Below are 26377 nucleotides of genomic sequence, written 5' to 3'. Positions count from 1 at the left end.
CACTGTGCACATCGACGTCGGGTGTGCGGCGAGCGCGGTGGTCAGTAGCGGATCGGGGCGGGACTCCACAATCCCGAGCGGGTCCGGGTGCCGAGTTCGAGCTGCGCCGGGCCCACGGTGTCGTTGTAGGGCTCATAGCGTTCGAGCGACCCCCAGTCCCGGCCGATGTCGTCCTGGAGGTAGCTGGGCACCGTCGTGGAGTCCAGCGACACCTCGATCCAGCCGAGCGGACCGCCGCCGAACGAGTCCTGCCACGCCGAGACGGCCGCGGCGAGGTCGGCGCCGGGCATGATGCGCCACTTGGGCACCTCGGCGACGCCGTCGCTGTGATCGAACGGTCGTTGGCACGGGAACGCCAGACCCGAGGTCCAGTCGATCTGGACCGGGTCGCGGTCGCCGACGAGCGACTGCAGCGTCTGTAGCCGGGGCGCCCGGGGCGGGCTGACCACGATGAAGCGGTCCGACGCCAGGTTGTCGTCGGTGGCCACGATGCGCACCGCGGTCGCGTCGGCGGGGAACGAGCTGCGGTAGGTGCGCAGGTTGCGCCACGACGGGCTCGGTCCGGGATCGATGAGATCGACCTCGCCGGCCGAGGTGTAGTCGCTGTCGCGGGTGCCGCTGCCGGTGCTGTACTCCAGCTTGAGATCGGAGATGTCGAAGTTCCCGGCCGCGGCCATGGCGATCAGCGGGGTGTTCGCCGACTTCGCGGGCAGGCGGTACCAGGACGACGTCAGACGTGCGGGGACCTGGTCGGCGGCGGAGTAGCTGCCGAGCACCGGGGTGCGGTCGGGGTCGAGGCCGAACGGCAGCTTGGCCGTCGACCCGTTGACGCCGGGCTTGTCGTTCTCGCCACCGCCGGTGCCCCCGGTGTTGTTGGTCAGCACGTCCGGCGAGGCCGCCACGTTGGTGCTGAGTACACCCAGGGAGCCCTCGCTGGCCGTCGAGTCGAGCATCATCGGCAGACCGTTGGGGGTGAAGTTGCTGGTGGCGGCACTGCTGTCGGACGTGCCTTCGGGCCGCGGTCCGGCCAGCGGATCCGACGACGACGTGTCGATCGGTTGCAGGAGGCCGGCGTTCGGATCGGGCTCGACGAGGACCTTCTCGGCCATCGCACACGGCGAACCGGTCAACGCGTCGAGGTTCGACGACGGCACCGAGAACGACCCGCTCTGGTTCACACCGGACACGACGGCGGTCGAGACCTCGAACACCACGAGCAGCCCGGCGATGATCGCCAGCGGGGCGGCCGCGAAACGGCGGGCCACCGGCAGCGGCGCGGCCACGATCCGCGCACGCCGCGTACGTGTGGCGGTGGTCGTCGTATCGGCGGTGGGGTCGGGTGCGGGACGGTGCGGGTCGCGGAGGTGGAACCAGCCCGCCAGCGCCAGCGTCGCGATGCTCAGGTACAGCAGGATGCTGCCCAGCGCCACGATCAACCGCACCGGCTGCGAGCCGTAGGGCATCCCGTAGTTGGAGATGTAGAAGTAGGCGTTCGGCCCGGTGAAGGCCAGACCGGTGACGAACAGCACCAGCGCGGTCACCAGGGTGCGGTTGCGGCGCGAGTGCATCGCGGTCGCCGTCACCGAGATCGCGGCGATGGCGGCCAGCGCCGCCGCGAGACCGGCGAACACACCGAAGTGGTGGGTCCACTTGGTCGGCGTGAACATGAGGAACACCAGCGAGGCGAAGGTGATGCCGACGATGCGTCGGGTCGGGCCCATCGCGGTGCCGGGGATCCGGTTCTTGCGGAACAGCATCGCGCCGGAGACCACGAGTCCGACCAGCATCACCAGGACCGCGAACCGGCGACCGACCGAGCCGTTCGCGGAGAACTCGAACAGCGCCGAGTAGCGGTTGATCTCGTTGTACCAGTGCAGCGACGGGCCGAGCGCGGTCTTCATCTTCGACGCCTGCAGGAACGCCGTCAGCGTGAGATTGGAGAACACCACGAAGATCACGAACGTCCCCGCGGTGAGCACGGGCGCGATCATCGCGAGGTAGGTGACCCAGCGGCGACCACCGGTGGTCTCCTGGATCGCCTTGGTGCGCTTGATGATCGACATGATCATGGGTTGTCCACCGGCGATCAGCGCCGCGACGGCCATCAGTCCGGTGGGGCCGGCGGCGAGGCTGAACGCGCCGACGGTGCACGCCACGGCCGCGGGGAGGGTGCGCCCGGTGGCGATGGCCCGTTCCACCGAACACCAGGTGAGCAGCGCGCCGAGGCAGATGATCGGTTCCGGGCGCAGACCGTTGTTGAACGGGAACCATGACGCCATGAACACGAACGCCGCGGTCCAGGGCACGATGCGGCTGGTGGTGGCGGCGCGACCGAGCCGGGGCAGGATCTCGTGGGAGATGATGAGCCACACCGCGATCCCGCACAGCAGCGCGGGGAGCCGGACCAGCGGGCTCGCTGTGCTGATGTGGGCGAGCCATCCGAACACCTGGTAGTACCAGCCGAACGGCGCCTCGGGTGCGCCGTACCAGCGGTAGTAGTTGGCCGTGTAATGCGCGTGTTCGGCGACGCGCGACATGGTCAGCAGATAACCGTCGTCGGAGGTGTTGGCGCCCACCATGTGCCAGACGAGCAACCCGCCGATCACGACACCGTCGCGGGGATTGAACCGCCACCACCGCGCGGGCAGGATGCGGCGGTGCCTGCGGCCGTCGGTGCCGTCGAGGACGGCCAGCGCGATGAGCGCGACGATGGTGGCGACGACGCCGACGACGATCGCCGTCCACTTGATGGCGGTCGAGGCGGTGGAGTAACGCGAGTCGATCGTGGCGTGGGCGCGCAGACCCGGTATCGCGCCGGCGGTGTCGGTGAGGTCGGTGAAGATGCCCGTCAGCTGCGGACGCTGGTCACCGTCGGAGGTCTCGCCCTGCAGGGGTGCGCCGTCGGAGTCGGTCATGCCGACGAACCGCGCAGTCACCGCGTCGGAGGTGGCGGTGACGTCGATGCTGCGGCAGTTCTGGGCCTGGATCTGCGCCAGTGATGCGCTGACCAGCGGCACGTTGCGGACCACGACCTCGACCGATCGTTGGTCGGCGGGATCGGTGGTCGACCCCGAGACACGGATGAAGAGGCCACGCTCGACGGCCTTCTCGGCGTCCTTCGGTGTGGTCGACAGCAGCACCGACTGCCCGGGCCGATCGAGACGGGTGACCGCCGAGCAGGGCACCGACACCTCGATGTCGATCGGCACGTAGCTGATCAGCGGCGCGGTGACCGACCGCAGCTGCTGGTCGGCCGACACCTGCGGCCAGTCGATCTCGGCGGTCGTCTGGGTGACGGGCAGCAGGGGTGTGGCGATGGCGAGCACGAACCCGATCAGTCCGGCGACGACGGCGACGATGCGGGCGACACGCACACGGTCCCGGCCGGATCGGCGGTCCGTCACGCTCCGGGGCTGCTCGGATGGCGACGTCGCGGGCCGGGGGTTTTCGGGCACAGCTGCTGATCGTAACCGCGTGGCGAGGCTGCCCCGCGCAGGAGGCCGGGCGCCCTACAGTGACGGTCATGTCCCAGCGCAGCCGGACGGTCCTCCTCCTCAACGGCCCGAACCTCAACATGCTCGGCACCCGCCAGCCCGAGGTCTACGGACCGGCGACCCTCGCCGACGTCGTCGAGCTCGCACAGCGCACCGCCGACGAGCTCGGCCTGACCCTCGTCGCCCGGCAGACCAACCACGAGGGCGAGATGCTCGACTGGATCCACGCCGCCCGCGGGACGGTCGACGCGATCGTCGTCAATCCCGGAGGATGGACCCACACGTCGGTGGCCCTGCGTGATGCGCTGGTGATCCCCGAGGTGCCGATCGTCGAGGTCCACATCAGCAACGTCGCCGCCCGCGAGGACTTCCGACACCATTCCTACGTCTCGCCCATCGCCTCGGCGGTGATCGCGGGATGCGGTGTCTCGGGCTACGGATACGCGCTCCGACGGGTCGCGGAGCTGCTCGACACGCAGTGATCTCGGTCACATCACGCTCGGTCGGCGCTGTGGCGATGACCAGCGTGACGGCCCATCCTTCGGTATGAGATCCGGTCGCAGTTGTCCTGTTCAACTGCCGTTCGGGCAAAAGTGGGGGGCGGGATGCCGAGTGTCCTCCGTTAGTATTCCTCGCAATGCTGTTGCGCCGCCGGAGTGCGCGATGGTGCGAAGCGACCGTCGGGGGCGAATCACACCCACGTCGACGGTGATGTGGAGGTCCGATGCGGGAGGCTCGTCATGTCGACCGCTGACATCGCCCGCCAGTCGCCCGGAACCGACGGACCGGTCGACGAACGCGAGGTCACGGCGGTGTCGGCAGGCCACGACGCCGGCCTCGAGGCGATCGAATCCGATCTCGTCCGCAGCCGTTTCCACGTGCTCTCGGCCCTCGCGGCGTACTTCGCCCGGCCCCGCTGGTGGGTCGAGATCGCCCTCATCGGTGCCCTGTACGGCGTCTACTCGCTGATCCGCAACAGCGTCGGCGAGGTCGCCGACATCGCCTTCCGCAACGCCGAGTCGCTCCTGTCGTTCGAGGACCGGTTCCACATCGCCCTCGAGCGTCCGCTCAACGAGTGGGTGCACCACACGCCGATCGTGGCCGACATCGTCGCCCTGCAGTACGCGACGCTGCACTTCATCGTCACCCCTGCCGTGCTCGTGTGGCTGTTCTTCCGCCGCAGCACCCACTACCGCGCGGTCAGCGCCATCCTCATCGTCACCACGGTGCTCGCGTTGATCGGCTTCTACTGGTTCCCCACGGCCCCGCCGCGGCTGCTGAGCCAGCAGGGTTTCGTCGACATCATGAGCCAGACGTCGTCGTGGGGGTGGTGGCCGGAATCGGGCACCCCGGGAAGCGACGCCATCTCCAACCAGTTCGCCGCGATGCCGTCGCTGCACTGCGCGTGGGCCGCCTGGTGCGGGCTGTCGCTGTTCTTCCTCGCGCGTCGCATGTGGGTGCGCATCCTCGGCCTCATCTACCCGTTCACCACGTTCTTCGTGGTGATGGGTTCGGGCAACCACTTCATCCTCGACGTCCTCGCCGGTCTGGCCACGCTCGCCGTCGGCGCCGCCGTCGTGTTCGGCATCAGGGCGTTGTGGCGATCCCGCGTCCGTCGGCGGTATCAGGACCAGGCCGGGCGCCACGCCGAACCGGCCGTCGGCGACACGCTGACCGCGGCCGAATGAGACCGATTCGATGACCACCGGGGTGACCGGCCGGCAACGGAGCTGGCCGATGGCACTCCCGCTGGCGGTGGCCCTGATCGCGACGGTCACCCTCTGGGCGCTGAGCCCGACCCTCGGAGACCTGCAGGCCGCGATCGCGCGCGAGGAGGCCGCACGGTCGGGCGTCGGTCTCGGATACTGGTTCGGCTGGTACGGCGGGGTGTCGCCGGGCAGCTACTCCCTTCTCGTGCCGGCGTTGTCGGCGCTCACCGGCTCGTTGGCCCTGCTGGCGATCGCCACCCTGCTGATCGCGGTGATGGCGCACCCCCTGGCGCACGCGACGGTCGGCGTCGGTGCGGGCAGCCGGGCGGTGCACCCGACGATGCTGACGTGGGCCATCGTGGTCGCCGCCGTGCTCAACATGATGTCGGGTCGTGTGGCGTTCTCCGTCGGTGCCGCGTTCGCGCTGTTCGCCGTGCTGTTGCTGCAGCGTGGGACGACCACCCTCGCCGCGGTGGTGTTGGTCGTCTCCGGTCTCGCCAGTCCGCTGGCACCCGCGTTCGTGGGATTGGCGGCCGTACCGTTCCTGCTCGGTGGCGGCCACCGATCCCGGACGGTCTGGAGTGTGCTGATCGGCTCCGGTCTGGGTGTGGTGGTGCCGTTCGCACTCTTCGGGGCGCCCGGCGCCCAGGGCTTCCCGTGGACGACGCTGGTGTGGACGATCCTCATCGGCCTGGGTGCGGGGTACGCGATCACCGAGGCGCCGCAGCGCTGGATCGCGCCGCTGGCGATGATCACCGCGATCGTGGTGTTCGCCGTCCCCAACGGGATCGGGTCGAACCTGAGTCGCTTCTTCTGTCTCGTGGTCCCCTGTCTCATCCTGTGGTTCTCGCGCCGCGCCCTGCCGATCCTGCTCGTCACCCTTCTGCCCGCGGTCAGTTACGCGGGGTTCGTCGCCGTGGCCGATCAGGTCGCGGTCGCCGATGCCGGTGACACCGAGAAGAACTACGAGCCCCTGCGCCTGGCCCTGCTGCGCGGGCCCGGCCTGGTCAACCACCGCGTGGAGCTGATCGATGCGGGTACCCACGCCGGATCACACGAACTGGGGTCGCTGGTGAAGCTGGCGCGGGGGTGGGAGAACCAGTCCGATTCGCGGTTCAACCCGATCTTCTACGAGAAGGACGCGCTCACCCCGCTGTCGTACCGACGGTGGCTGAACGAGAACGCGGTGTCGTGGGTCGCCGTCTCCGACGAGCCGCTGCGCCAGGCGAGATCCGAAGCGGCACTGGTCAATGCGGGACTGCCGTATCTCACGCGCGAGTGGGGCAACGACGAGTGGACGCTCTACCGGGTGGCTAACCCGGGATCGGTCGTGGCGCCGCCGTTGTCGCTGGTGACCGAGACCCCCGCACAGATGGTGGTCGAGATCCCCGACACCGGAACACATCCCATCCAGATCCGCCCCAACCGTTACCTGGTCGCGCGTGACGTCGACGATCCGACGGTGAGTGCGTGTATCGATCAGACCCAGCAGGGGTGGATCACCGTGCGGGCCCCGCAGCCGGGCACCTATCGGCTCGAGGGGCCGCTGTCGGTGCGCGGCGTGCTGTCCGAGCAGTCGCCGAGCTGTACCTGATCACAACAGGCGTTGACACCGCGCCCGGCGCAGGAGGACACTCGAAGGGTACGTGTGACGGCAGACACACCTATCGGTGGTCACCGTGCCCGGCACCGACAGCGGAGGTTCCCCATGGCGACCGACATCCGGGCGCGCAGGATCAGGTTCTCCTACCCCGAGGGATCCCTCGAGCGGCACTATGTCGCCGGGGACCTCGTGATGAGCCACATCGTGTCGATGCTCTCGGCCGTGTTCCCCGAGGGCGAGGACTTCTTCGTCCGGTCGGTGAAGCACTACCGCGACCAGGTCACCGATCCCGTGCTCAGTAGGCAGATCGCCGGGTTCATCGGCCAGGAGGTCACCCACGGCCGCGAGCACCGCGAGATCAACGAGCGACTCGGCGCCATGGGGTACCCGACGATGGCGTGTGACAAGCACACCAAACGCGCGCTGGCGCGGATGTTCCGGCGATTGCCCCACCGGTTGTCCCTGGCGATCACCGCGGCACTCGAGCACTACACCGCGACGCTGGCGTCGCTGCTGCTCACCGAACCGCGGGCGCGCGCACTCATCTCGTCGGAACAGGTGCGGGCGCTGCTGATGTGGCACGCCTACGAGGAGGTCGAGCACAAGGCCGTCGCGTTCGACGTCTACCGGTACGTGGGCGGGACCGAGCGGATGCGCATCGCCACCATGCGTGTGGTCCACGTGGTGTTCGTCCTGAACACCATCGTGTGGACCATGGTGTCGATGGCGCGTGATCGCGCCACCTACAACCCGCGACGACTGTTCGCGAGTCTTGCCGCGCTGCGCGACAATCCGTGGCTGGGACGCGAGGTGCTCGATGAACTCCGCACCTACACCCGGCGCGGCTTCCACCCCGACGACAACCCCACCGAGTACCTGCTCGAGGAGTGGCGGGCCGAGTTGTTCGGCGACACCGGCGTGTTGGCCGACAACCTCGCGGCCGGCCGGGGCCACCGCACGACCTGAGGCGTCAGCCCCGCAGGGCCGTTGCCACCGCGTCGGACACCGACCCGCGGTGAACCTCACCGTGGCCGGGGAAGAGGAACTCCACTGCCGTACCCGACAGCCGTTCCCGCTCGGCCAACGCGCGCAGGGCCTCCCGGTTCGCGGCCTCGTCGTGGTGGAACACCGGGTGGATGCACTGCGGCCCGACGTGGGCGGTGACGCCGTGTCCGGTCACCAACGCGTCACCCGACACCAGCACGCGGCCACCGGCCACGAGGTAGGCGCTGTGGCCGTCGGTGTGGCCGTGCGCCGACCACGGCACCGGGCGCCCCGGCAGGTCCAGCGACCCGTCGGCGGAGGTGGCGAACGGTTCGGCGTTGGGGATGCCGGTGGTGTCGAGACCGCCGAGGGCGACGATCTCGGCCATCCACCGAAGCACGCGTGGCTTGTAGGCGAGCTTCGCCAGTGACTTCGGTGTCGCCTGCTGCAGGTGTTCGCGGCGCGCGTGGGACACCTCGACCGGGTCGAGGTGGACCGGGAAGGCGTAGCGGTTCGCGAGACGACTGAGGCCGCCGATGTGGTCGACGTGGGCGTGGGTGACGAGTGCGGCGCGGATGTCGCCGGGCTGCGCACCGATCTCGCGCACCGAGGCGATCACGTCGTTGACCTGCTTGGGGTAGCCGCCGTCGATGAGGGTGACACCCGAATCGTCGCGCAGCAGAACCCAGTTGACGTGTTCGGTGTGGATGAGATGCGCGCTTCCGCCACTCTCGTTCTCGACGGTCGTGATCGTGAAGTGACTCATCTGCGCACCACCAGGACGAAGGGACCGACCTCGGTCACGGTGAACCGTGGATCGTCGAACAGGGCCGAACCGAAGGCGACCGTGTACCGCCGCACGTTGGGGTCGTTCGGGTAGACGTCGGTGGCCAGGCGCAGAGCATATCCGTCGGCGCTGTAGCGGAACAGGAACACCTGCGGCGCGCGCCAGGGCGAGGTGTCGAGGGCGCGGATCAGCTCGTCGGGGGTCTGCAGGCTCGCCCACCGCTCGATCGCGGCGGCGCGTTTGTCGAACTCGGCCAGGGGGTTCGCGTAATGCGAGGTCAGTCCCTGGAAGCCGTAGTAGGGGTAGATCGACAGGAACCCGTAGTCGGCGGTGAGGACGATCGTCTCGTCGCGTGGGCGTCCCGTCTGCTGCCGGATGAGGGTGTCGATCTGCGGGAAGTACGACTGCGCGCCGGGCGGGCGCTTGTCGGCGCGGTCACCGTTGCCGTCGGTGTCGGTGTAGGCGGTCGTGATCTCCGAGCTCAGGTGATCGGGGATGTTCTGCGAGACCCCCACCGCGGCAACGACCGCCGCGACCACCACCAGGAAGCGGATGTCACCGAACCGTCTCACGGCCGCCCGCGCGATCTCGGCGATGCCGAGAACCCCCGCGGCCGACAGGATCACCGCGAGCAGCGGTTCGAGCCGGAACGACAGCAGTGTGGTCCCCATGGCCGTCAGCGCCATCGACAACAGGCAGAACAGGTAGATCGCGATCACGACGATCCCGAGTGCGAGCGACACCGTGCGCTGCCGGTTGCGCAGCAGCAACCACAGCAGGCCGATCATGCACAGCACGCCGACCAACGTCAGGTGCAGCATCGGTGTGGGGAGCTGTGCCCCGCTCGAGGGCAGGTAATGCTCGGCGGTCCCGCCGCTGGCCGGCGAATTACGCAGCCGTGCCAGGAGATACGGAGCCCACACGATCAACGCGATCAGCCCGGACACCACGCCCATGCCGATCAGCCGCGCCGCGTGTACGCCGAGTACCCGCAGGCGTCGACGCCGGAGGGCGCCGGGGTCGGTGGCCCGGTTGGCGGTCGCGCGGATCGCGTCGACGGCGAGGTAGAGGGCCATCAGCACCGCCGACAGCGCGAACAACCCGGTGAACAGTGTGTAGAAGGTGGCGCTGACGCCGATGAAGATCCCGCCGGCGAGCAGGGCCGCGCGTCGACCGGACCGCAGCGCGTGGAACACCGTGATCATCATCGGCGCACCGACGAGGATCAGCACGGCGGCATAGGGTTCCGGGCCCGCGTACATGATCGTCACCGCGGTCGTCGCCAGGGTGATCGCGATCGCGCGGTCGGTGCGGATCATGCGGGTCCACAGCGCCATCGCCACGGCGGCGGCCACGGCGATCGACAGGATCGCCCACGGCTTGAACGCCTCCCACGCGGGCTGATCGACGAGGTTCGCGTACCGACCTCCGAGCCAGAACCACCCCGCCGGGTAATACGGTGCGAGATCGATGTAGGTCATGTCGGCCAGGCCGTGGGTGTCGGCGAGGCGCGTGAGGTACTCGGTGCGGAACTGCTGATCGACCGAGATCCCGAACAGGTAGAGCTTGGTGGCACCCAGTGGCATCGCGAGGGTGACCGTCGCGAACGCCGAGATGCCCACCCAGCTCAGCGGTGTCACCCACCGGGTGAGTGCACCCATCCGTGAGGCCACCACCGCGACGAGCAGGACCGCGATCGCCACGCACTGACCGACGGTGGTGAGCGCGCCGGTGACGTTCGAGGAGTTGAACGCCGGCCACTGCACCTGACCGATGGCGAACAGTCCGATCGCCCCGACCACCGCCGCGACCACCGCGGCCGCGACGATCGTCGCGGTGTCGACGCCGTACCGACGCAGGCCACGGTGTCCGGCGGGCGCGGGCGACGGGTGCGGCGACTCGGCCGTCGACGCGTCGGTGGTTGCGGCGCTCACGTCGGGATCAGATGGGGAGTTTGCGGAAGATCGGCCGCGGGATGTGGCGCAGGACGATCATCACGTAGCGGAACGGCGGCGGCGCCCACACGATCTCCTTGCCCTTGTCGGCGGCGCGTACCGCCAGGCGGCCCACGTCTTCCTTGTTCACCGTCATCGGGGCTTCCTTGACGTGCGCCGAGAGACGTGTGCGCACCATGCCGGGGCGGATCACCAACACGCGGACGTTGAACTCGCGCAACGCCTCCCCGAGTCCGAGGAAGAAGCCGTCGAGCCCGGCCTTGGTGGAGCCGTAGACGAAGTTGCTGCGGCGCACGCGCTCACCGGCGACCGAGCTCATGGCGATGATCTGGCCGTGCCCCTGCGCGCGCAGGCGCTCGCCGAGCAGGACACCCACCGACACCGCGGCGGTGTAGTTGATGTCGGCGGTGAAGACGGCCTTGCGCTGGTCCTGCCAGACCTCCTCGTCGACCCCCTGGACACCGAACGCCACGATCGCGACGTCGACATCGCCACCGGCAAAGGCCTTCTCGACCACCTCGGGGTGCGTGTCGGGCTTGAGTGCGTCGAAGTCGATGCGCTCGACCGACGTGGCGCCGGCGGCGGTCATCGTCTCGATCGCCGCGTCGCCGGCCGGGTCACCGGGCACCGTCGCGAGGATCACGCGCATCGGCCCCTTCTTCAGGTACTCGGCGCAGATCGCCAGGCCGATCTCGGAACTGCCACCGAACAGCAGCAGGGTCTTCGGCACGCCGACGGCGTTGATCATGGAGAGTTCCTTCGTTGTGACGTACGGGTACGGGGGAGTGGCTCAGGCCAGTTCGAGGCGCCGGGCCATGTCGGAGACGAAGACGCCGTGCGGGTCGATCCGCCTGCGGGTGGCGATCCACTCGTCGATCCGCGGGTACATCGCGTGGAACGTCTCCGCGGTGGTGCGGGAGTCCTTGGCCGAGTACAGGCGGCCACCCATCGACAGCACCCGCCGGTCGAGCTCGGTGACGAACTCGTGCAGGCCCTTCTTGATGGGGAAGTCGACGCAGATGTTCCACCCCTCCATCGGGAAACTCAGAGGCGCGCGGTTTCCCTCGCCGAAGAGCTTGAACACGTTGAGGAAGCTCACGTGTCCCGAGGCCTGGATGTCGATGATGATCTGCTTGAACTCCTCGACTGCCTCCACCGGGACGATGAACTGGTACTGCAGAAAGCCTTTCGAGCCGTAGGCGCGGTTCCAGTCACCGAACAGATCCAGCGGGTGATAGAACTTCGTCAGGTTCTGGATCTTGCCGGTGTAGTTGCCGCCCATGCGGTAGTACGCCTCGCCGACGATCGCGAAGTCGAGCTTGTTCGCCAGACCGTTGGGGAAGATGTCGGGGAACTTGATGAGCGTCTTGCCGGTGAACGCCAACGGGTTCCGGGCCAGATCATCGGGCAACTGGTCGAGGCGTGCGAGCGATCCGCGGGAGAAGGTGCCGCGGCCCAGCTTCGGTGGCTTGCTGATCGCGTCGAACCAGCCCGAGCTGTAGGTGTAGTTGTGTTCGCTGCCGTCGGTGTGGAGTGCGATCGTCTCGTCGAGGGTGTGGGTGACGGCGCCGTCGGCGATGAAGTACGCCGTCTCGGTGCGCGTCATCGCGATCTTCGCGCGCAGGATGAGTCCGGTGAGCCCGATGCCGCCCACGGTGGCCCAGAAGATCGAGGCGTCGGGGTCGTCGCTGGTGCCCTCGGGCGTGATGGTGAGGACGCGGCCGTCGGCGACGAGCAGCGTGATCTCGGTGACGTGGTTGCCGAAGCTGCCCGCGCTGTGGTGGTTCTTGCCGTGGATGTCGTGCGCGATGGCCCCGCCGATGGTGACCTGTCGCGTACCCGGCAGCACCGGGACCCACAGGCCGTAGGGGAGCGCCACCTTCATGAGGGTGTCGAGATCGACGCCCGCGTCGACGTCGGCGATGGCCGTCTCGTCGCTGATCGAGTGGATCCGCTTGAGCCGGGTCATGTCGATGGTGAGGCCGCCGACGTTCTGCGCCGACTCGTTGTACGAGCGGCCCAGGCCGCGGGCGATGACGCCGCGACGCAGGTACGAGGGCTTGTCGGCGTTGCTGTCGGCGACCCGCGCGACGGCATCGGCGATGACCTCGACATCCGGCGTCGACAGCACCTGGCCGTCGATCGGCGTGGTGCGACTCCAACCCACGAGTCGACGGGTTTCGATGGGCAGATCGGTGGTAGACATCGGTCGACAGCCTACTGCGTGGTCATGACGCCTCCGGCGTGGTCGACCATCTCATCCGGGTGACCGCACCCACCCTCCCTATCGTGCGACGGCCCAGGCCCGGGTGGTCGCCAGGGTCCGGTCGAGGGTGTCGTCGTCGATGAACCCCTGCGTGCGGGCCGAGAACAGACCGTTGATCGCGGCCCAACTGGCGATGGTGCGGTCGAGGTCGTCGTGCTCGCCCACCGCCCGGACGAGCATCGCCGCGATGCGCATCCGGATGGCCGAGCGCGCCTCGTCGAACTTGGCGTCGGGTTCGAGGGCGTCGGTGAGGGCGATCAGCCGGAACGCCAACTGGTCGTCGTCGCGGTGAAACCGCACGTAGGCGTCGAACACGGCGCCCGCCCGCTCGGCCAGGGTCGAGGCGGCGACAGCCTCGTCGAGGATGTGCTCGTTGGCAGCGACCGCCTGATCGGCGAGCGCGAGGTAGATGTCCTGCTTACCGCCGGGGAAGTTCGCGTAGATGGAGCTGACGGCGACGTCGGCCGCGGCCGCGATCTCGGTGATCGTGGCCGCCTGATAGCCGCGTTCCTCGAACAGCGTGCGCGCGGCGGTGCACACCGCGGTGATGGTGCGACGTCGTCGTCGGTCGAGATCGGCCATGGGTGGAACCGTAACGCCATTCCGATAACGGAACATCGTTCTCTGTGGGATCGATCACCTGCTAGAAAGCTCTCATGGCCCCGAAAAGCGTGTTCATCACCGGCGCTGCTGCCGGCATCGGTCGTAAGACGGCCCTGTCCTTCGCCCGCAAGGGCTACATCGTCGGTGCATACGACATCGACGAGGCGGGGCTCAAGACCCTGTCCGACGAGATCGAGGATCTGGGTGCGACCCCGGTCATCGGCCACCTCGACGTCACCGACGCCGAAGAGTTCGCCGAGCGGCTCGCCGAGTTCACCTCGAAGACCGGCGGCAAGCTCGACGTGATGCTCAACAACGCGGGCATCCTCATCGCCGGCCGCTTCGAGCAGCTCAAGGTCTCCACGCTGCACAAGGAGATCGATATCAACACCAAGGGCGTGGTCAACGGCCTGCACGCGGCGTTCCCGTACCTCAAGGCCACCAAGCGGTCGGTCGCGATCAACCTCGCGTCGGCGTCGGCGATCTACGGTCAGGCCGAGCTGGCCAACTACAGCGCGACCAAGCACTTCGTCCGCGCGATCACCGAGGCCCTCGACATCGAGTGGTCGAGCTACGGCATCCGCGTCGTCGCCATCTGGCCGCTCTACGTGCAGACGGCGATGACCGCCAACATCAAGACCGGCACCACCGATTCCCTGGGCATCAAGCTCGGGCCCCAGGACGTCGCCGACCGCATCGTCGCCGCGGCCGAGCCCAACCTGTTCAGCAAGCTGATCCACCAGGTGCACTACAACGTCGGCACACAGACCCGCCTGATGGCCGCCGGCTCGCGCTTCTCGCCGGTGTACCTCACGCGTCTGGTCAACAAGCGCCTCGCCGGGAGTCACTGACACCCGTCGTCTCCCTCGCCAGACGACTGAGATCTACCTCTGAGCGGATCGGCATCGCCCTGTGCGGCATGCCGGTCCGCTCAGCGGCTTTTGTCGGTCACTGTCAGAACAGGGTCACCGGTTCGGCGATCTCGGCGGGACGGTGATTGGCCGACGCACGGCCGCTGGTCTGCGCCTCGCGTGCGGCGACACCGGCGAGTTGATCGGCCATCTCGTTGAACTCGTTGCCCATGTGGCCGCGCACCCAGCGGAAGCGCACCGGGCCGGTACGGCCGGTGATCGCGGCGTCGATGGCCTGCACGAGGTCGAGGTTGCGCACCGGCGAGCCCGAGGCGGTCCGCCATCCCTTGCGCTTCCAGCCGGGGAGCCACTCCGACGAGCATTTGATGCCGTACTGCGAATCCGACTCCACCATCAGCGGTTCCGGACCGGGATGCGCGGTGATGGCCTCGAGGATCGCGTGCAGTTCGGCGGTCTGATTCGTGCCCGACGGCGCCCCGCCGCTGGCCGTGGGACCGGTGTGGTCGACCCAGGCCCAGCCGATGGCTCCGCCGGGATTCTTCAGACACGACCCGTCGGTACTCACGATGATCACGGGACGCGAGTCTACGGTCGGCACACGACATCGCCGGGCAGGCGCGACGCCGCTCCGGATCGATCGATGCGAACGAGTGCACGATCGAGGGATGGTTAGGGTTGCGACATGAGCTCCTTCTCGGCCCGCGTGGCCCGCGAATCCGACGGCACGGTCTCACTGACCACCGAGACCGTCGACGAGTCGTTCCTGCCCGAGGGCGACGTGACCATCGACGTCGCGTACTCGTCGGTGAACTACAAGGACGCACTGGCGATCACGCCCGGCGCGGGTGTGGTCCGCAACTACCCGATCGTTCCCGGTATCGATCTCGCCGGCACGGTGCGGGAGTCGGCGAGCCCCGACTTCGCCGCCGGCGATCCTGTCGTCGTGCACGGGTACCAGACCGGGGTGTCGCGCCACGGTGGCTACGCCGAGCGCACGCGGGTTCCCGCCGAGCAGGTCGTCGCCCTAGGTGACGGTCTGACCCCGCGCCAGGCCGCGACCATCGGTACCGCGGGATTCACCGCGGCGCTGAGCGTCGCCGCCCTCCTGCGACACGGGGTCACCCCCGACGACGGTCCGATCCTCGTCACGGGTGCGACCGGCGGTGTCGGTTCGGTTGCCGTCGATCTGCTGGCCGGTGCAGGTTTCGAGGTCGTCGCGTCCACGGGCAAGAACGACAAGCGCGACCTCCTGATCGCGCTCGGAGCGTCGGAGGTCATCGGTCGTGTCCCGGAGGACCCCGAGGCCAAGATCCGTCCGCTCGACAAGGCGCGCTGGGCCGGTGCCGTCGACTGCGTCGGCGGCAAGACGCTGGCCTGGGTGCTGTCGACCGTCCGGTACGGCGGCGCCGTCGCGGCCAGCGGCCTCACCGGCGGGGTGTCGTTGCCCACCACCGTGATGCCCTTCATCCTCCGAGGCGTCGCCCTGCTGGGTATCGACTCCGTCGAGCTGCCGATCGCCGAGCGACGGGAGACGTGGGCGCGTCTGGCCGGTGACCTGCGCATCCGCCACCTCGACGACCTGACCGTCGAGGTCCCGGTGTCCGACGTCGACGCCGTGCTCGCCGAGATCGCGAATGGTGGCCGCACCGGTCGCACAGTGGTGGCCGTCGCCGGCGGCTTCTGAGCCACTACAGCGGGTCGCACGGGCGTACGGTCGAAACCGGGTTCGTGCAGTTGGGAGGCTCCGCATGCAGGTCTTGTCGAGGCGACGGGCGATCTTTCACGACGTCTGTCGGACCGCGATGTCGCGCTCGCAGACCGACAGCGCCGCGAGACAAGCTCGACGCGCTGCGCGAGACGCGCAGGAATCACTGACCCTCACCGCCCGGCGACAGTACCGGCGGTATCGGGCGCAGGCAGGTGATGTGTTCCTCGACTGGCCGCGATGGCATGGCTTCTACCTCGAGGCGTATCACCGCACCTCGCCGGACCTCGCCGAGAAGAATCAGTGGGGTGGGATGCCGCCGGGCTCGTTCGGCGGCACGTTCTGACGGGACCCACCCGTGGCAACCGTGGTTAGCCTGGTCGTATGACGTCATCGGCCGCCACGTCGACCCTGTTCACTCTCGAGAACACCTTCGCCCGCGATCTCGAGGGCATGTTCGTGCCCTTCGTCGGCGAGCACGCACCCGACCCGCGTGTACTGGTGGTCAACACCGACCTCGCCGAGGAACTGGGTCTCGACCCCGAGGCACTGCACACCGCCGAGGCCGCGCAGATCCTGTCGGGATCGACACCGCCCCCGGGTGCGACCACCATCGCGATGGCCTACTCCGGACACCAGTTCGGGGGCTATCAACCGCTCCTCGGTGACGGCCGCGCGCTGCTGCTCGGCGAACTCGTCGACGCCGAGGGCGCGCGTCGGGATCTGCACCTCAAGGGCTCCGGCCGGACCCGCTTCGCCCGCGGTGGCGACGGCCGCGCCGCGATCGGCCCGATGCTGCGCGAATACCTCATCTCCGAAGCCATGCACGCGCTCGGCATCCCGACCACCCGCGCGCTCGCGGTCACCGCGACCGGGCAGACGATCATGCGCGACGCCCCCGAGCCGGGCGCGGTGCTGGCCCGCGTCGCGTCGAGCCACATACGGGTCGGCAGCTTCGAGTTCGCGCTCCGGCAGGGCGACCCCCTGCAGCCGTTGGCCGATTACGCGATCGCGCGCCACCACCCCGACCTCGTCGGCGCCGACGACCGCTACCTGCGGTTCTTCGAGGCCGTCGTCGACAAGCAGGCCGCACTGGTGGCTCAGTGGATGGCCGTCGGGTTCATCCACGGCGTGCTCAACACCGACAACACCACCATCTCCGGCGAGACCATCGACTACGGGCCGTGCGCGTTCATGGACGCCTACGACCCGGCCACCGTGTTCAGCTCGATCGACGTCCAGGGTCGCTACGCCTACACCAACCAACCCCCGGTCATCGGATGGAACCTCGCCCGCTTCGCCGAGTCGCTCATCCCACTCGTCGCAGCTCAGATCAGCGCCGATCCCGATGAGCCCGACACCGACGCGGCGATCGCGGCACTCACCGGGGTGCTCGGGACCTTCCTCGACCGCCACGACGCGCACCTCGCACGCCACTTCGCGGCGAAAATCGGCCTCGCCGAGCCCGATTCGGCCCTGATCGATGACCTTCAGACCGTGATGCGAGAGCATCGCCCCGACTTCACCGGCACGTTCCGGGCTCTCGCCGAGGAGCTGCGCGGCAACTCCCGCCCCCTCGACGACCTGATCCCACGCGACGCCATCGCGCCATGGCTCGACCGGTGGCACGCCGCGCTCCCCGAGGCAGAAGAGGCCACCGCCGCGGCGATGGATCGCGTCAACCCGATCTACATCCCGCGAAACCATCTCGTGGACATCGCGTTACGCGCCGCCACCGAGGGAGACCTCGAGAAGTTCGAGATGCTGTTGGGTGTGATCACGCGACCGTTCGACGCCGACCCGGCCCTGGGTGCCTACGCGCAACCGGCGCCGGACGACTTCGGCGAGGGCTTCCAGACCTTCTGCGGCACCTGAACCCGGTTATCGCTCGAGCGCATACCGCGCGGCGTTGTGGCCGGGGATGCCGCTGACACCTCCGCCACGTCGCGCGCCGGCGCCGCAGATCGTGAGCCGCGGGTGGCGGGTCTCGACACCCCACGTGCCGATCTCGGCGTCGGTCTCGGCCCACGGCCACTGCAGCGACCGGTGGAAGATGTTGCCCCCGGGTAGCCCGACCGACTCCTGCAGGTCAAGCGGCGACCTCGCCTCGATGCACGGGACGCCGTTCGTGTCGACGGCGATGACGTCACGGATCGGTTCGGCGAGGACCGCATCGAGCGACGCCAGCGTGGCCTCGACAGCACGGTCACGTGCCCCCGGCGAGACGAAGAGCTCCGGCGGCATGTGCAGTCCGAACAGGGTCAGGGTGTGCATGTCGTCGAGACCCGGCCCGAGGATGCTGCGGTCGGACAGTGTGTGGCAGTAGATCTCACAGGGCGGCACCCGCGGGATCCGACCGGCCGCGGCGTCGGCGAAGGCCGACTGGATCTGCTCGAAGCTCTCGTTGATGTGGAACGTCCCCGAGAACGCGGCGGCGGGATCGACGGTCGTGTCGCGCAGGCGGGGGAGGCGGGTCAGCAGCAGGTTGATCTTCAACTGCGCCCCTCGCGGTGCCGGTTCGGTGTCGATCGGCTCGTCCAGCATCGAGTTCAGCACGCTCGGTGCGCATCCCGCGTGCACCATCGCGCCGCGGGCCTCGCCACCGGCCCACGACACCACGCCGCTGTCGGGGTCGACCGCCTCGACGCGCACACCGGTGCGGATGTCCGCGCCGGCCACGACAGCTGCTCGCGCCAGCGCTCCGCTGACCGCACCCATCCCGCCGATCGGGACGTCCCAGTCGCCCGAGCCGCCACCGATCAGGTGGTAGAGCAGGCAGATGTTCTGCCGCAGCGACGTGTCGTCCAAGTCGGTGAAGGTGCCGATGAGAGCGTCGGTCGCGACCACGCCGCGCACGGTGTCGTCGGTGAACGTCGAGGTGATGAGCTCGCCGATCGGCCGCTCCACGAGCGCCGACCACAGCTCGTCGTCGTCGACGAGTGACCGCATCTCCGACGCCGAGCGCAAAGGCTCGGTCACCGTCGGGAACACGCGATGCGCCAGTCGACCCATGCGATCGTAGAACCGTTGCCACGCAGCGTGATCGGCGTCCGACCCGGTGACGGTGGCGAAGGATCGGCGCGTGGCGTCGGTGTCGCCGTTGTCGACCAGCAGTCCTGTCCCGGGCTGTCCCGGAACCGGCGTGTAGGACGAGAAGCGTCGACGGACCAGGCGGACGTCGAGGTCGAGATCGGCGATGATCGACCGGGGCATCAGCGACACCAGGTACGAGTACCGCGACAACCGCGCATCGACACCGGGGAAGACCTGCGCCGAGATCGACGCGCCACCAACGTGATCGGAGCGCTCCAGCACCAGTACCCGGCGTCCGGCGCGGGCCAGGTACGCGGCGGTGGTGAGCCCGTTGTGGCCGGCGCCGATGACGATGTCGTCGAAGGTCTGCACGCTCACACGCTAGCGGCGGCCCGACGTTCGAGTCGGTCGAACGCACCCCACAGCGCGAGTCCGACCACGGCGGCGGCCAGACCGATCGCGCAGACGGCGAGCCATCCGGCGACGCCGTAGGCGACACCCGAGCACACCGATCCCGCGACCGCACCCAGGAAGTAGGTGACCATGTAGGCCGTCGTCACACGACTGCGCGCCTCGGGTGCGAGTGCGTAGATCGCGGTCTGGTTCGACAGCTGCGAGGCCTGCACGCCGAGATCGAAGACCAGCAGCCCGAAGATCAACGCCACCAGGGATTCTCCCGACCAACCGAGCGCGAACCAGCCGACGATGATGATCAGCCACGCCGAGGTGGTCGCCAGTCGCGACCGTCCGCGATCGGCGAGGCGACCCACCAGGGGTGCGCCGGCCGCGCCGGCCACCCCGGCGAGGCCGAACAACCCGATGGCGGTCTCGCTGAAGTGGTAGTGCTCGCCACGGGTCCCGGCCAGCAGGAACGCCACCGAGGTCCACATGGCGCTGAAGCCGAACATGGTGAGGAAGCCGAGCAGCATCCGGTGTCGGAGCACGGCCTCGTCGCGGACCATCGTCGCGACCGAGAGCAGCAGCCGACCGTAGGGCTGTGTCGATCGCGGACCGTCCGACGGCGTCGAGGTGAACACCACTATCGCGAGCGCCAGCATCAGCGCACTGGTCACGAACAGCACGAGCCGCCACCCGCCGAGACCGGCGATGAGTCCACTGACCACACGCGCCAGCAGGATGCCGATCAGCAGGCCGCTCATCACGGTCCCGACCACACGACCCCGCTCGCGGGGCGCGGCCAACGATGACGACCACGGCACCACGACCTGCGCGGTGGCCGCGAAGACACCGACCGCCAACGACGCCACCAGCAGCATCGGGAAGTTCGGCGCCAGGCCCGACACCAGCAGTGCGATCGCCGACGCCACCAGCAACGCAGGCGCGAACACGCGACGGTCGAGCCGATCGCCGAGGGGCACCAGCAACAGCAGGCCGGCGGCGTAGCCGAGCTGGGGCGCGGTGACCACCAGGCTCGTGGTGGACGAGCTGATGTGGAAGTCGCCGCGGATCTCCTCCAGCAGAGGCTGCAGGCAGTAGATCGCCGAGACGGTCACACCGGCGGTGATCGCGAAGAGGATCACCAGACCGCGCGCGATGGGCATGGAGACCTCGGTATCGGTGTCGGTCATGAGCTCAACGGTTGTCGACCGCGCTCGCGGTGTCGAATCGGGCGGGTAATCTCGGCTCCGCCATGAGCGACGACACCGACGCGCGCGAGAACCGCCCACCCGGTTCCGTCGACGCCCGGTTCACCCTCGCCGCCGAGCGCACCGTGCTCGCCTGGATCCGCACCGCCCTCGGCCTGATCGCCGCCGGGATGGCCGTCCTCCACGTACTGCCCGACTTCTCCTCGCAGGGTGTGCGCGACGTCGTCGGGATCGGTCTCATCGTGCTCGGCGCCGGAGCCGCGATCGCAGGGGGCGTGCGGTGGCGGCGGACCACAGTGGCCCTGCGCGACGGCGCCCCGATGCCCGGTCCGGGGCATGTGTGGGCTGTGATCGCCGGCGTCGTCGTGCTGTCGGTGATCGCCGTGATCGCGGGTCTGGCGAGCTGAGCACGCCGGTGTGACCTGCACCGACACGCCCGGGCGAACGCTCGGTAGGGACTGGGTGACACGCAGGGGCGGCGGCGCACTAGGTTGGTCTCATGACCGAAGAGTCGCCGCTGGCCGTGACCGAGGCCTGGCGTGACTACGGCCGGGCCGATCTCCCCGTGCCGCTGGCCGCCGCGCTCGCGGCCTTCGCCGAGCAGGGGTACCACGGGACGTCGGTTCGGGAGATCGCGGCGCGGGCCGGATTGTCGGTGCCGGGCCTCTACCACCACTACCCGTCGAAGCAGTCGATGCTGCAGGGTCTGCTCGAACTGACGATGGCCGATCTGCTGTGGCGCTCGGAGCAGTCGATCGCCGCTGCGGGCGACGACCCCGTCGACCAGTTCGACGCCGTCGTCGAGACGCTCCTGCAGTTCCACATCCATCGGCGCGCGCAGGCGTTCATCGGCTCGACCGAGATCCGCAGCCTCGACGACGACTACCGCAAGAACTACACGAGCAAACGGCGCGAACAGCAGCGCATGGTCGACGACATCATCGTCGCCGGCGTGCGCGCCGGGGTGTTCATCACCGAGGTCCCCGAGGACACCGGGCGCGCCGTCACCACCATGTGCGTGGGGGTGTCGACCTGGTACAAGCCCGAGGGGCGTCTCTCGCCCGACGAGATCGTCACCCGCTTCCGCGGGATCGCCCGCGCCACCGTCGGTTACGTCGGTGACGCCGCGCGTCGAGACTGACCGATCACAGCGCCGCACCAGCGGACCGAGGAGGAGGAGTACGCCATGGCTGTCGAACTTCGATACGACACCGATGTGAGCGAGACCGTTGCGGCCACCGAGCGTTTCATCGCCGATTACGTGTTGCCGCTCGAGGACGAGTTCGTCGGCGACATGACCGCGGCCGGTGGCGACGACCTGCGCGTGGAGATGCAGGGAAAGGCCAAGGCGGCAGGCATCTTCGCGCCGCACGCGCCGGTGGAGTACGGCGGCCTCGGCTACAACATGTCCGACCGTGCACCGGTGTTCGAGGCCGGCGGCCGTTCCCTGTTCGGCCCGATCGCGCTGAACATCGGCGCGCCCGACGAGGGCAACGTGCACATGCTCTCCCACATCGCGAGCGAGGGTCAGAAGCAGCAGTTCCTCGCCCCGCTCGCCGCCGGTGACGTGCGGTCGGCGTTCGCGATGACCGAGCCCGCGCCCGGTGCGGGCGCCGATCCATCGGCCCTGCGCAGCTCGGCGACCCGCACCGACGGCGGCTGGAAGATCAACGGCCACAAGTGGTTCATCACTGGTGCCGACGGCGCGGGTTTCTACATCATCATGGCGCGCACCTCGGGCGAGCCCGGCAGCCGCGGCGGGGCCACGATGTTCCTCGCGCCGGCACCCGATCCGGCGATCGAGATCGTCCGTCACGTCGGCACCATCGACAAGGCGGGTATCGGCGGGCACTGCGAGATCCGGTTCCATGACCTGTTCGTGCCCGACGAGAACGTGCTCGGCGAGGTCGACGAGGGTTTCCGCTACGCCCAGGTGCGGCTCGGCCCCGCCCGCATGACGCACGTGATGCGATGGCTCGGTGTTGCTGTGCGGGCACATGAGGTCGCTGTCGACTACGTGGCGCGCCGCGAGGCGTTCGGCACCCTGCTGGGTGATCTGGGGATGATCCAGCAGATGGTGGCCGAGAACGTCATCGACCTCGCCGCCTCGCGCGCCCTGCTCGTCAAGGCCTGCCACGAACTCGATCTCGGCCACCACGCCGGCGACGAGACCTCGATCGCAAAGACGTTCGCCGCCGAGGCGTACTCGCGTGTGCTCGACCGCAGCATCCAGATGTGCGGCGGCACCGGCGTCACCGACGACCTCCCGTTGGCACGCCTGCAGCAGGAACTCCGCCCGTTCCGCATCTACGACGGGCCGTCGGAGGTGCACCGCTGGGCTCTCGCGAAACGTGCCGTGGGCAAGGCAAAGAAGAAGATCCATGCGGAGAACGAGCGCGCCGGGACCGCTCGATGAGCCTGTCGGCAGACCTGCCCGGCATGGATGTGGCCGCGCTGACGACCTTCCTCACCGGACACGGCATCGACCTCGCCGGCGATCTCGAGGTCGAGCTGATCGCCGGTGGCCGATCGAACCTCACGTTCATCGCCTCCGACGGCACCACGAAGTGGGTGGTGCGGCGCCCGCCGACGAGTGGACTCACCCCCTCGGCGCACGACATGAACCGTGAGTGGACGGTGACGCAGGCGTTGCAGCACACCGCCGTTCCGGTCGCCCCGACGATCGCGTTCGACGCGGACGGCGACGTCCTCGGCGCCCCGTGCACCGTCGTCGGGTTCGTCGACGGCACGGTCATCCGGTCCGCTGCGGATCTCGACGCCTTCGATGACGCCACCGTCGACCGCAACGTCGACGCCCTCATCCGGAGCCTGGCCGATCTGCACGCGGTCGACCACCAGGAGGTCGGGCTCGGCGAGTTCGGTCGGCCGGAGGGTTTCGTCGCGCGGCAGGTGAAGACCTGGACCCGACAGTGGGAGATCGTGAAGACCCGCGACCTGCCCGATGTCGACAAACTGTCCGCGGCCCTCGCCGAGAACATCCCCACCGACAGCGCGAACGCGATCGTGCACGGCGACTACCGCGTGGACAACACGATCCTGGGCGTCGACGATCCGGGAGTGGTTCGTGCGGTGGTCGACTGGGAGATGTCGACGCTGGGCGATCCGCTCACCGACGTCGCTCTGATGTGTGTCTACCGCCAGCCCATCTTCGATCGGGTGCTGGGGTTGTCGGCGGCGTGGACCAGCGATCGCTACCCCGACACCGACGAACTCGCCCAGCGCTACGCGGTCGCCGCCGGGGTCGACATGGCGCACTGGAACTTCTATCTCGCGCTGGCGAACTTCAAACTCGGCGTGATCGGCGAGGGCATCGCCTACCGCGCCCTGCAGGGTTCGTCGTCGGGTGCGGGTGCGGAGAAGGCCGCCGAGGCCACCGCCGAGTTCATGGCCACCGGACTCAGGGCGTTGCAGACGTCGGACTGACACCGACCGCGCACGCCTCGCCCTCCGGGCCGCTCAGCGGAAGGTCATCAGCGAACGGTCGGCGACGAGATCGACGTGGGCGTGGTCGTTGATCGAGACGATCGAACAGCCCGACCCGCCGACGATGATCTTGGTTATCGAGGTGTTGATCATGGTGCGGGCCAGGGTGAGCCAACGTTCGTCGTCGAGACCCCACAGGCCGGCGAGCACCGCGCAGATGGTGCCGGCCGAGGAGACCGCGAGCACCGTGCGGCCCGAACCGGCCTGTGCGACAGCGTCGTCCATTGCGGCGTCGGCGCGCGACCGGTAGTCGGCCCAGGTCTCCGACCCCACGACCCGACGGGCGATCCAGTCCCGTAGGGAGTCGTCGAGGTGGGCCTGGAACCGCTTCTCGGTCGGGCTCTCGGTGCGGTCGGTGTCGCTGATGATGGCGTCGAGGTCGTACTCGTTCCACCGTGGGTCCAGGCGGGGTTCGGGGTCACCGTCCGGTGTGGTGGGGAACTCGGCGAGGATGCGGGCGAGGGTCTCGCGCTGTCGCGCCAGGTCACCCGACACGGCGTGGTCGATGCGACCGACACGTGCGGCGAGCGCCGCGCCGGCCCGGCGTGCCTGGTCGGCTCCGAGTTCGGTCAGACCGCCCTCGTGCTGTGCCCATGCGCCCGCGCCGTACGCCTGCGCACGCGCCTGCCCGTGCCGGACCAGATAGAGAACACCCATGTGTCCATCATCGCGGGCATGGGCCTGCCGGTGACGCAACGGGTGCGCCACCGGCAGGTCGGGTCGGTGTCAGGCATCGACCTCGATCCTCACCTCCGGTGTCCGGTCGCGAACCCCGAGCATCCGCAGGCAGACGATCGCGGTGACGGCGAGGAGGACAGCACCGGCGAGTGCTGCACCGTGCAGACCGGAGACGAAGGCGTCGCGCCCGGCGTCGAGGACCTCCCGGCCGGCGCCGGGGACACCGCTACCCATGCGCCCTGCGGTCGCGACGGCGCCCGCGAGGCTTTCGCGCGCCGCCGTGTCGGCGCCGGGTACGCCGGCCGGAAAAGCGTTGCGGTACAGCGCGTTGACGACGGAGCCCAGGACGGCGATGCCGAGCGCACCGCCGAGCTCGCTGGTGGTCTCGAGCAGACCGGCAACCGACCCGGCCCGATCGGACGGTGCGACACCCACGACGTGGTCGGCCACCAACGCGGTCGTCGCGACCAGTCCCGCCGCCAGCAGTCCCGCACCGACGAGCACCGCGGGCAGCGACGCGGCACCGGTCATGGTGGCGAGCACCGCGAATCCCGCCGCGGCGACCACCAGACCACCGCTCATCACCGCGGGTCGACCGAGACGCGCCGCGAGGCTCGTCGCGGCAGGCGCGGCGAACGCGACGACCACGCTGGGCGCCAAACTCCAGAGCGCAGCGCGTAGCGGGGAGAGCCCGAGCACCGACTGCAGGTACTGCGTCATGAGGATCGCGTTCCCGATGACGCCGAACATGGCGATCAGGTTGATCCAGATGGACGTGGCGAAGCGACGATCGGCGAACATCCGCAGATCGATCAAGGGATACGCCAGGCGTAGTTGGCGATGCGCGAAGACGACACCGACCACCACCCCGGCGACGACGACACCGATCCGGGCGGCGCTCACACCGTCAGTGCTCAGGGCCTTCACCCCGCCCACGATCGGTAGCAGGGTCGCCAGCGCGAGAACCGAACTCGCGAGATCGATCCGACGTGATCGGTCGCCGGTGCCGCCGGGCAGCAGCAGGGGAGCGACGACGACGAGCGCGACCATCACGGGGACGTTGATGAGGAACACCGAGCCCCACCAGAAGTGCTCGAGCAACACGCCGCTGATGATCGGCCCGACGGCGACCCCGCCGGACATCACCGCCGACCAGGTGGCGACGGCGGTGGCCCGCTGTCTCGCGTCGTCGAACAGGTGGCGGATGAGCGCCAGTGTCGACGGCATGAGGGTGGCGCCGGCGACGGCGAGCAGTGCCCGGGCGGCGATGAGGGTGGCGGCGCTGTCGGCGTAGGCGGCGAGGATCGACGCCGCACTGAACCCGACGGCTCCGACCATCAACAGTCGGCGGTGGCCCACGCGGTCGGCCACCGCGCCCATCGTCAGCAGAAGCCCGGCCAGGACGAGTCCGTAGACGTCGAAGATCCAGAGCTGCTGCGCGGGGCTGGGATCGAGGTCGGCCGAGATGAACGGGACGGCGAAGAACAGGACCGAGACGTCCATGGACACGAGCAGCATCGGCAGGCACAACGCGACCAGGCCCCACCACGGTGATCGACAAGCGGACATCGGGATCT

23 protein-coding genes are annotated in these 26377 nt (G+C 69.0%); 12 read left to right on the top strand and 11 right to left on the bottom strand.

The features are described from left to right. Positions 1-41: 41 nt before the first annotated feature. Positions 42-3404, bottom strand: a complete 3363-nt coding sequence (locus OG579_RS11280) for an arabinosyltransferase domain-containing protein (RefSeq protein WP_328856005.1) — start codon at positions 3402-3404, stop codon at positions 42-44. 119 nt (positions 3405-3523) lie between these two features. Between OG579_RS11280 and aroQ the strand changes: the two genes are divergently transcribed. The 4 genes from aroQ to OG579_RS11260 all read left to right on the top strand — a co-directional run bounded on the left by aroQ (position 3524) and on the right by OG579_RS11260 (position 7772). Further along, positions 3524-3976 (top strand): type II 3-dehydroquinate dehydratase, encoded by a 453-nt coding sequence (gene aroQ / locus OG579_RS11275; RefSeq protein ID WP_328856004.1) that lies wholly within the window; start codon positions 3524-3526, stop codon positions 3974-3976. A 258-nt stretch (positions 3977-4234) separates the two neighbouring features. Beyond that, entirely contained in the window at positions 4235-5182 is a 948-nt protein-coding gene (locus OG579_RS11270; protein WP_328856003.1) for a phosphatase PAP2 family protein, read from the top strand. Positions 5183-5192: 10 nt separating this feature from the next. Next, a complete protein-coding gene (locus OG579_RS11265; protein WP_328856002.1) occupies positions 5193-6797 on the top strand; it encodes a hypothetical protein in 1605 nt (534 codons plus the stop codon). A gap of 114 nt (positions 6798-6911) precedes the next feature. Further along, on the top strand, positions 6912-7772 hold the full coding sequence (locus OG579_RS11260) for a metal-dependent hydrolase (RefSeq protein WP_328856001.1): 861 nt from the start codon (positions 6912-6914) through the stop codon (positions 7770-7772). A 4-nt stretch (positions 7773-7776) separates the two neighbouring features. Here the strand turns inward: OG579_RS11260 and OG579_RS11255 are convergent, their stop codons facing one another. The 5 genes from OG579_RS11255 to OG579_RS11235 all read right to left on the bottom strand — a co-directional run bounded on the left by OG579_RS11255 (position 7777) and on the right by OG579_RS11235 (position 13380). Further along, a complete protein-coding gene (locus tag OG579_RS11255; protein ID WP_328856000.1) occupies positions 7777-8556 on the bottom strand; it encodes an MBL fold metallo-hydrolase in 780 nt (259 codons plus the stop codon). After that, complete coding sequence (locus OG579_RS11250; RefSeq protein WP_408068665.1) at positions 8553-10511, bottom strand: galactan 5-O-arabinofuranosyltransferase; 1959 nt, start codon at positions 10509-10511, stop codon at positions 8553-8555. Before OG579_RS11250 ends, OG579_RS11255 begins: the two co-directional genes overlap by 4 nt. Positions 10512-10518: 7 nt before the next feature. Next, a complete protein-coding gene (locus tag OG579_RS11245) occupies positions 10519-11280 on the bottom strand; it encodes a decaprenylphospho-beta-D-erythro-pentofuranosid-2-ulose 2-reductase (RefSeq protein ID WP_045821186.1) in 762 nt (253 codons plus the stop codon). 42 nt (positions 11281-11322) lie between these two features. Next, entirely contained in the window at positions 11323-12738 is a 1416-nt protein-coding gene (locus OG579_RS11240) for an FAD-binding oxidoreductase (RefSeq protein WP_328855999.1), read from the bottom strand. Positions 12739-12816: 78 nt separating this feature from the next. Further along, entirely contained in the window at positions 12817-13380 is a 564-nt protein-coding gene (locus OG579_RS11235; protein ID WP_045821188.1) for a TetR/AcrR family transcriptional regulator, read from the bottom strand. Positions 13381-13454: 74 nt separating this feature from the next. On the opposite strand from OG579_RS11235, the gene OG579_RS11230 reads away from it, so the two are divergent. Further along, on the top strand, positions 13455-14252 hold the full coding sequence (locus OG579_RS11230) for an SDR family oxidoreductase (protein ID WP_055784097.1): 798 nt from the start codon (positions 13455-13457) through the stop codon (positions 14250-14252). Between the two features lie 103 nt (positions 14253-14355). Here the strand turns inward: OG579_RS11230 and OG579_RS11225 are convergent, their stop codons facing one another. Next, complete coding sequence (locus OG579_RS11225) at positions 14356-14847, bottom strand: ribonuclease H family protein (RefSeq protein ID WP_045821253.1); 492 nt, start codon at positions 14845-14847, stop codon at positions 14356-14358. A 108-nt stretch (positions 14848-14955) separates the two neighbouring features. On the opposite strand from OG579_RS11225, the gene OG579_RS11220 reads away from it, so the two are divergent. The 3 genes from OG579_RS11220 to OG579_RS11210 all read left to right on the top strand — a co-directional run bounded on the left by OG579_RS11220 (position 14956) and on the right by OG579_RS11210 (position 17853). Beyond that, on the top strand, positions 14956-15957 hold the full coding sequence (locus tag OG579_RS11220; protein ID WP_328855998.1) for an oxidoreductase: 1002 nt from the start codon (positions 14956-14958) through the stop codon (positions 15955-15957). Positions 15958-16075: 118 nt separating this feature from the next. Then, on the top strand, positions 16076-16324 hold the full coding sequence (locus tag OG579_RS11215) for a hypothetical protein (RefSeq protein WP_328855997.1): 249 nt from the start codon (positions 16076-16078) through the stop codon (positions 16322-16324). Between the two features lie 38 nt (positions 16325-16362). Beyond that, entirely contained in the window at positions 16363-17853 is a 1491-nt protein-coding gene (locus OG579_RS11210; protein WP_328855996.1) for a protein adenylyltransferase SelO, read from the top strand. Positions 17854-17859: 6 nt separating this feature from the next. On the opposite strand, the gene OG579_RS11205 is transcribed toward OG579_RS11210, so the two are convergent. Both OG579_RS11205 and OG579_RS11200 read right to left on the bottom strand, forming a co-directional pair. Beyond that, a complete protein-coding gene (locus OG579_RS11205; protein WP_328855995.1) occupies positions 17860-19383 on the bottom strand; it encodes a phytoene desaturase family protein in 1524 nt (507 codons plus the stop codon). Between the two features lie 2 nt (positions 19384-19385). After that, positions 19386-20600: an MFS transporter gene (locus OG579_RS11200; protein WP_328855994.1), complete on the bottom strand. Its 1215-nt coding sequence runs from the start codon at positions 20598-20600 to the stop codon at positions 19386-19388. 62 nt (positions 20601-20662) lie between these two features. Between OG579_RS11200 and OG579_RS11195 the strand changes: the two genes are divergently transcribed. From OG579_RS11195 to OG579_RS11180, 4 genes are all read left to right on the top strand, one after another. Continuing rightward, positions 20663-21025, top strand: coding sequence for a YidH family protein (locus OG579_RS11195; RefSeq protein ID WP_328855993.1), 363 nt, complete (start codon positions 20663-20665; stop codon positions 21023-21025). Positions 21026-21117: 92 nt separating this feature from the next. Beyond that, entirely contained in the window at positions 21118-21759 is a 642-nt protein-coding gene (locus OG579_RS11190) for a TetR/AcrR family transcriptional regulator (RefSeq protein WP_045821198.1), read from the top strand. Positions 21760-21804: 45 nt separating this feature from the next. Continuing rightward, entirely contained in the window at positions 21805-23034 is a 1230-nt protein-coding gene (locus OG579_RS11185) for an acyl-CoA dehydrogenase family protein (RefSeq protein WP_045821199.1), read from the top strand. After that, positions 23031-24062, top strand: a complete 1032-nt coding sequence (locus tag OG579_RS11180; protein ID WP_328855992.1) for a phosphotransferase family protein — start codon at positions 23031-23033, stop codon at positions 24060-24062. Before OG579_RS11185 ends, OG579_RS11180 begins: the two co-directional genes overlap by 4 nt. Before the next feature lie 33 nt (positions 24063-24095). Here OG579_RS11180 and OG579_RS11175 read toward each other — a convergent pair whose 3' ends face one another. Next, positions 24096-24779 (bottom strand): histidine phosphatase family protein, encoded by a 684-nt coding sequence (locus OG579_RS11175; RefSeq protein WP_328855991.1) that lies wholly within the window; start codon positions 24777-24779, stop codon positions 24096-24098. Positions 24780-24848: 69 nt separating this feature from the next. Next, positions 24849-26318, bottom strand: a complete 1470-nt coding sequence (locus OG579_RS11170; protein WP_328855990.1) for an MFS transporter — start codon at positions 26316-26318, stop codon at positions 24849-24851. Positions 26319-26377: the final 59 nt, after the last annotated feature.

The sequence above is a fragment of the Williamsia herbipolensis genome, from assembly GCF_036153515.1.
Classification (GTDB): Bacteria; Actinomycetota; Actinomycetes; order Mycobacteriales; family Mycobacteriaceae; genus Williamsia_A; species Williamsia_A herbipolensis.
Note: the sequence above shows the minus strand (reverse complement) of the source record. Positions and strands in the feature narration are given on the sequence as shown.

Coding starts and splice junctions, on each gene's coding strand:
- OG579_RS11215 (WP_328855997.1), top strand. CDS start 16,076: ATGTCGCGCTCGCAGACCGACAGCGCCGCGAGACAAGCTCGACGCGCT.
- OG579_RS11175 (WP_328855991.1), bottom strand. CDS start 24,779: ATGGGTGTTCTCTATCTGGTCCGGCACGGGCAGGCGCGTGCGCAGGCG.
- OG579_RS11220 (WP_328855998.1), top strand. CDS start 14,956: ATGAGCTCCTTCTCGGCCCGCGTGGCCCGCGAATCCGACGGCACGGTC.
- OG579_RS11240 (WP_328855999.1), bottom strand. CDS start 12,738: ATGTCTACCACCGATCTGCCCATCGAAACCCGTCGACTCGTGGGTTGG.
- OG579_RS11245 (WP_045821186.1), bottom strand. CDS start 11,280: ATGATCAACGCCGTCGGCGTGCCGAAGACCCTGCTGCTGTTCGGTGGC.
- OG579_RS11255 (WP_328856000.1), bottom strand. CDS start 8,556: ATGAGTCACTTCACGATCACGACCGTCGAGAACGAGAGTGGCGGAAGC.
- OG579_RS11200 (WP_328855994.1), bottom strand. CDS start 20,600: ATGACCGACACCGATACCGAGGTCTCCATGCCCATCGCGCGCGGTCTG.
- OG579_RS11195 (WP_328855993.1), top strand. CDS start 20,663: ATGAGCGACGACACCGACGCGCGCGAGAACCGCCCACCCGGTTCCGTC.
- OG579_RS11235 (WP_045821188.1), bottom strand. CDS start 13,380: ATGGCCGATCTCGACCGACGACGACGTCGCACCATCACCGCGGTGTGC.
- OG579_RS11260 (WP_328856001.1), top strand. CDS start 6,912: ATGGCGACCGACATCCGGGCGCGCAGGATCAGGTTCTCCTACCCCGAG.
- OG579_RS11270 (WP_328856003.1), top strand. CDS start 4,235: ATGTCGACCGCTGACATCGCCCGCCAGTCGCCCGGAACCGACGGACCG.
- aroQ (WP_328856004.1), top strand. CDS start 3,524: ATGTCCCAGCGCAGCCGGACGGTCCTCCTCCTCAACGGCCCGAACCTC.
- OG579_RS11190 (WP_045821198.1), top strand. CDS start 21,118: ATGACCGAAGAGTCGCCGCTGGCCGTGACCGAGGCCTGGCGTGACTAC.
- OG579_RS11230 (WP_055784097.1), top strand. CDS start 13,455: ATGGCCCCGAAAAGCGTGTTCATCACCGGCGCTGCTGCCGGCATCGGT.
- OG579_RS11210 (WP_328855996.1), top strand. CDS start 16,363: ATGACGTCATCGGCCGCCACGTCGACCCTGTTCACTCTCGAGAACACC.
- OG579_RS11185 (WP_045821199.1), top strand. CDS start 21,805: ATGGCTGTCGAACTTCGATACGACACCGATGTGAGCGAGACCGTTGCG.
- OG579_RS11170 (WP_328855990.1), bottom strand. CDS start 26,318: ATGCTGCTCGTGTCCATGGACGTCTCGGTCCTGTTCTTCGCCGTCCCG.
- OG579_RS11265 (WP_328856002.1), top strand. CDS start 5,193: ATGACCACCGGGGTGACCGGCCGGCAACGGAGCTGGCCGATGGCACTC.
- OG579_RS11180 (WP_328855992.1), top strand. CDS start 23,031: ATGAGCCTGTCGGCAGACCTGCCCGGCATGGATGTGGCCGCGCTGACG.